This is a genomic window from Streptomyces sp. LS1784, from assembly GCF_020103755.1.
In the GTDB taxonomy this organism is placed as follows: domain Bacteria; phylum Actinomycetota; class Actinomycetes; order Streptomycetales; family Streptomycetaceae; genus Kitasatospora.
The window spans coordinates 1-5,063 of sequence record NZ_JAHSQD010000575.1 but is presented as its reverse complement, the minus strand read 5'-3'; the positions used below and the strand labels follow the sequence as shown (position 1 = coordinate 5,063).

The 5,063-nt window shown below is 73.4% G+C and carries 3 protein-coding genes and 2 pseudogenes; 3 read left to right on the top strand and 2 right to left on the bottom strand.

What is annotated here, in order from left to right:
• The 3 genes and pseudogenes from KS423_RS38050 to KS423_RS48650 all read left to right on the top strand — a co-directional run.
• A pseudogene (locus KS423_RS38050) lies at positions 1 to 213 on the top strand (hypothetical protein); the annotation flags it as partial.
• 1,001 nt (positions 214 to 1,214) lie between these two features.
• On the top strand, positions 1,215 to 2,810 hold the full coding sequence (guaA, locus tag KS423_RS38045) for a glutamine-hydrolyzing GMP synthase (protein ID WP_224284305.1): 1,596 nt from the start codon (positions 1,215 to 1,217) through the stop codon (positions 2,808 to 2,810).
• A gap of 213 nt (positions 2,811 to 3,023) precedes the next feature.
• Complete coding sequence (locus tag KS423_RS48650) at positions 3,024 to 4,103, top strand: ubiquinol-cytochrome c reductase iron-sulfur subunit (protein ID WP_374120106.1); 1,080 nt, start codon at positions 3,024 to 3,026, stop codon at positions 4,101 to 4,103.
• Between the two features lie 46 nt (positions 4,104 to 4,149).
• Here the strand turns inward: KS423_RS48650 and KS423_RS38030 are convergent, their stop codons facing one another.
• Together KS423_RS38030 and KS423_RS38025 are read right to left on the bottom strand one after the other, a co-directional pair.
• Complete coding sequence (locus KS423_RS38030; protein ID WP_049661234.1) at positions 4,150 to 4,359, bottom strand: hypothetical protein; 210 nt, start codon at positions 4,357 to 4,359, stop codon at positions 4,150 to 4,152.
• A pseudogene (locus KS423_RS38025) lies at positions 4,356 to 5,063 on the bottom strand (LiaF domain-containing protein); the annotation flags it as partial. The pseudogene KS423_RS38025 and the gene KS423_RS38030, both read right to left, overlap by 4 nt.

Here is a 5,063-nt window from a genome sequence, read left to right as displayed (position 1 = left end):
GGCCCGGGGCAGGGGGCTCCGGGGTACGGCGTGCCGCCGCAGGCCGCCGCGCCGCAGGACGCGCCGTTCGCCTCCGGGAGCGGGGTGAGCGAGGTGCTCGCCTCGCACGAGGCGTCGTCCGCCCCGGCCGGCGGGACACCGGTGCCGGGCGCGGTGCCGACGCCCCCGACGGAGGAGCCGGTCGACCCGAGCGTCTGGCGCAAGCACCCCTGAGTCCGCGGCCACGGGCGTACGGGGGCATGCGGCGGCGCGACGGGAAAGGGCAAAGGGCCCCGCGGGGGAACGGGGCCCTTTGTCGGTCAGCACTCGGCGTCAGGGCCGCGCCGGTGCTGGGGTGACGGCGCCGGGGGAGGAGCGCCGTCGTGTCGGTTGGCTTCGGGGTGCGCCGTGCGGCTCCGGCGTGGGTGGCCGGCCGCGCGGGGCGCGCACGCCCGTGTGCGGCGGGTCGGCGCGCGGGTCTGCGCTGGTCCCGCGCTCACGGAGCGTGAGCTGAAAACCGCTTGCGACCTCCCTGCGGCGCGGCTGCGGAGAACACGTCACGGACCTCCTCGGTGAGCCGTGAGGCGCCGGGAGAACCGCTTACAACGAGCATCGTGATGGACGAGGGGCTCGCTCTGCAACCGGTTCGGCACAGTTGGGCAGAGAGCATTTCCCGCCGGGGTCGGCGTCGATGATCACGGTGCGTAGTGGTTCTGGTGGTTCTGGCGCACGGGGACGCGCGTAGCGGCGCGGGTCGTTCGGGGGCGTGCGCCGGGCGTGCACCGGATCGGACCGGGGGTGCGACGGCCGGTCCCGGGCGTCCCCGGACTCCGGCCGTCCCACCTCTCGGCCCAGTCGCGGCCGGGTCGCTGTCCCCTGCTGGCCGGCCGCGGCACCCGCGCACGGTCCCACGGAGCCGTGCGCCCGGCGGGCCGGGCGGCGGCACCACGTGCGCCGGTGGACTGGGATGGAGCTCCACGCGTGGTCCTGCTGCCGTACGGCGGTGCCCCCGCGGGGACGGGCGGCGCGTCTGGCGGACGCGGCGCGGCCGTACGTTCGTCAGAAGCAACGAACCGCCGCCCCGCCCGGTCACGGTCCATCGGGCGGGCAGACGAGTGAAACCGGACAGCCCGGTAGAATCGGTGTTCAGACACCCCACACCGTCCGCCGCCGCTGCCCCCACCCAGGAGGCGGCCAACGCGCGACACCTCGATACCGCTGCCGGAAGGCCGTCTGTGTCCTCTGCAATTCCCGTCCAGTCCGCGCCGGACAACGACCCCGTCCTGGTGGTCGACTTCGGCGCCCAGTACGCCCAGCTCATCGCCCGTCGGGTGCGTGAGGCGCGGGTCTACAGCGAGATCGTGCCGAGCAGCATGCCGGTCGCCGAGATGCTCGCCAAGAACCCCAAGGCGATCATCCTCTCCGGTGGCCCGTCGTCGGTCTACGAAGAGGGCGCGCCGCAGATCGACCGCGCGATCTTCGAGGCCGGTGTCCCGGTCTTCGGCATGTGCTACGGCTTCCAGCTGATGGCCAAGACGCTCGGCGGCACTGTCGACAACAACGGCGCCCGCGAGTACGGCCGCACCCCGCTGACCGTCTCCCGCACCGGCTCCACCCTGTTCGAGGGCGTCCCGGCGCAGCACTCGGTGTGGATGTCGCACGGCGACGCCTGCTCCGCCGCCCCGGAGGGCTTCGCCGTCACCGCCTCCACCGACCTGGTCCCGGTCGCGGCCTTCGAGAACGACGAGGCCCGGCTGTACGGCGTCCAGTACCACCCCGAGGTGCTGCACTCCGACCACGGCCAGCAGGTCCTGGAGCACTTCCTCTACCGCGGCGCCGGCATCGCCCCGACCTGGACCACCGGCAGCGTGGTCGAGGAGCAGATCGCCCTGATCCGTGAGCAGGTCGGCGACAAGCGCGCGATCTGCGGCCTGTCCGGCGGTGTGGACTCCGCGGTCGCGGCCGCCCTGGTGAACAAGGCCATCGGTGACCGGCTGACCTGCGTCTACGTCGACCACGGCCTGATGCGCAAGGGCGAGACCGAGCAGGTCGAGAAGGACTTCGTGGCCGCCACCGGCGTCCAGCTGAAGGTCGTCGACGCCTCCGAGCGCTTCCTGAACGCGCTGAAGGGGGTCACCGACCCCGAGGAGAAGCGCAAGATCATCGGCCGTGAGTTCATCCGGGTCTTCGAGCAGGCCCAGGCCGAGATCATCGCCGAGGCCGGCGAGCACGGCGAGTCGGTCGACTTCCTGGTCCAGGGCACCCTGTACCCGGACGTGGTGGAGTCCGGTGGCGGCACCGGCACCGCCAACATCAAGTCCCACCACAACGTCGGCGGCCTGCCCGAGGACCTCCAGTTCCAGCTGGTCGAGCCGCTGCGCAAGCTGTTCAAGGACGAGGTCCGGATGGTCGGCCAGGAGCTGGGCCTGCCGGAGGAGATCGTCCAGCGCCAGCCGTTCCCGGGCCCGGGTCTGGGCATCCGGATCGTCGGCGAGGTCACCAAGGAGCGCCTGGACCTGCTCCGCGACGCCGACGCGATCGCCCGCGAGGAGCTGACCGCGGCCGGCCTGGACCGCGAGATCTGGCAGTGCCCGGTCGTGCTGCTCGCCGACGTCCGCAGCGTGGGCGTGCAGGGCGACGGCCGCACCTACGGCCACCCGATCGTGCTGCGCCCGGTCTCGTCCGAGGACGCCATGACCGCCGACTGGTCGCGCCTGCCGTACGACGTGCTGGCGAAGATCTCCACCCGGATCACCAACGAGGTCCGCGACGTGAACCGCGTCGTCGTCGACGTCACCAGCAAGCCCCCGGGCACCATCGAGTGGGAGTAGCACTCCCGCCGGCCGCCGGGGCGCGTATTCGTCCTGAGGCCGATGCCTGAACGGCCGCGCCGTCGTTCCCTCCAGTAGGGGAACGACGGCGCGGCCGTTCGTGGTGCGGGAGCTGTTTTCCGGGAGGGGCTTCCCACCGAAAGCGGCCGGGAGCGGGCAGAATGCGGACCGGACCTGTCAGGCAGTGGCAGGCGGCGAGGGAAGGTGTGAGGGATGTCGGAGGCCAGCAACTCGGTGCCGGCCGGTGGGGGAGCGGCCGGCCGGGCCGACCGGGCAGTGCAATGGCGGGCGCTCGCGTCGACGTACGCGCTGCTGCCGCTGCGGATCTTCCTCGGCGTCACCTTCGTCTACGCCGCCCTGGACAAGCTCTCCGACGCCCACTTCCTGGCCGGGGCGGGCGACCCTGCCTCCTTCGTCTCGCAGACCCAGGCCGCCAAGGCGGGCGGCAGCCCGATCTCCTTCCTGCTCGGCCCCGCCCTCGACCACCCGACCCTGTTCGCGCTCGCCATCGCCTTCGGCGAGCTGGCGGTCGGCCTCGGCACCCTGCTCGGTCTCTGGGGCCGCGCCGCCGCGCTCGGCGGCGCACTGCTCAACCTCAGCCTGTGGCTGACCGTCAGCTGGAGCGTCACGCCGTACTACCTCGGCAACGACCTGGTCTACCTGATGGCCTGGACCCCGCTGCTGCTGGCCGGCACGCCGTACCTCTCGGTGGACGGCTACCTGGCCCGCCGGGCCGAGCGGGACCGCGCGCGGGGGCTGGGCGAGGACCACGTCAAGCGCCGGGCCGTGGTGGACGGCGGGATCGCGGCTGTCGCGATCGGCGGGGCCGGGCTGCTCACCGGCTCGCTGACCCGGACCTTCGGCCGGGACAGGTCGGCCGCCGCCAAGGAGCCGGCGGCCCCGGTCTCCGCCGCCCCGGTCTCCGCCGCCCCGGTCTCTGCCGCCCCGGTCTCCGGGGCCCCGGTCTCCGAGGCCCCGGCACTGGCCCCCGCGGTGCCCGCCGCGAGCGTGCCGGTCGGCGGCTCGGCCCAGGTCAAGGACCCGGTCACCGGTGACGCCGTCTACATCGTGCAGCCCAAGGCCGGCCAGTACTGCGCGTTCTCCGCGGTGTGCACCCACACCGGCTGCGCCGTGGACGCGCCGAAGGACGGCCGGCTGTACTGCCCCTGCCACGGCTCCCGGTTCGACGCCGCGACCGGTGCGGTGATCAACGGGCCGGCGGTCAAGCCGCTGCCCAGGTACGCCGTCAGCAAGAACGGGGACCAGCTGACCCTGGGCCCGCAGCAGAGCTGAGGACCCAGGGCCGGCCAGGGCTTTTCCTCGCGGTTGTCCCGCGCGGTCATTCCTCGCGGTCCGGCCGGCCGCGCCGGGCCACCGCCGCGACCGCGCCGGCCAGACCGCCGACGCCGAGCACGATGAAGGTGACCGGGATGACGATCCGCCCGTTCACCGACTGGTCGTTGAGCGCCGCGACCAGGTAGAGCACGGCGATCACGGTGAACAGCGCGCCCGCGATCAGCGAGAACAGGTCGAGCCGGTGCTTCCTCACTGCTGGACCACCTTGATGTTGCCGAGCCCGATTCCGAGTTCGAGATTGAGGGTGCCCTTGGCCGGCTGCCCGCCGGCAGGGCCGATCAGGTAGTTGTGCCGCCCGGTACTGTCGCTGCGCTCACCGGGGACGGTGACGTTGCCCAGGCCGATCCGGGTCACCAGGTTCACCGTCACGTCGTCCGGCACGGTGACGGTCATGTCGCCGGTGCCGAGGTCGACCTTGGTGGCGAGGGTGGCCCCGGCCGGGTCGACCGCGGACAGGTCCAGCCTGATCTGTCCGGCGCCCAGGTTGTACCGGTCGTGCAGGTCGGCCGCCGAGGCGACGGTCCAGTCGCGTTCGCCGACCGCGTTGCGCATGGAGTCCGGCGAGTGGCCGACGAAGGCCAGCGCCAGGGTGAGCAGCAGACCGGTCACCGCCAGCCTGCGGGCCCGGCCGAACTTCGCACCGACCAGCAGCGTCAGGCCCACCACCAGCAGCGCGGTGGCCAGCACCGTCGCGCCCAGCACGGTGGGGTTGTGGTGGTCGGAGGAGGCGGCCCAGACCGCGGCGCCCGCGCCGACCGCCAGCAGGAAGCCGAAGAAGCCGAGCGCCGAGCGCTCCCGGGGGTGCCGTACGGCGGCGGGCGCGGGGCCGTGCGTCGCACGCTCCTTGCGCAGCGGGTCGCCCTCCGGCAGGTCGGCGCGCTGCCACCAGGGCCGGGC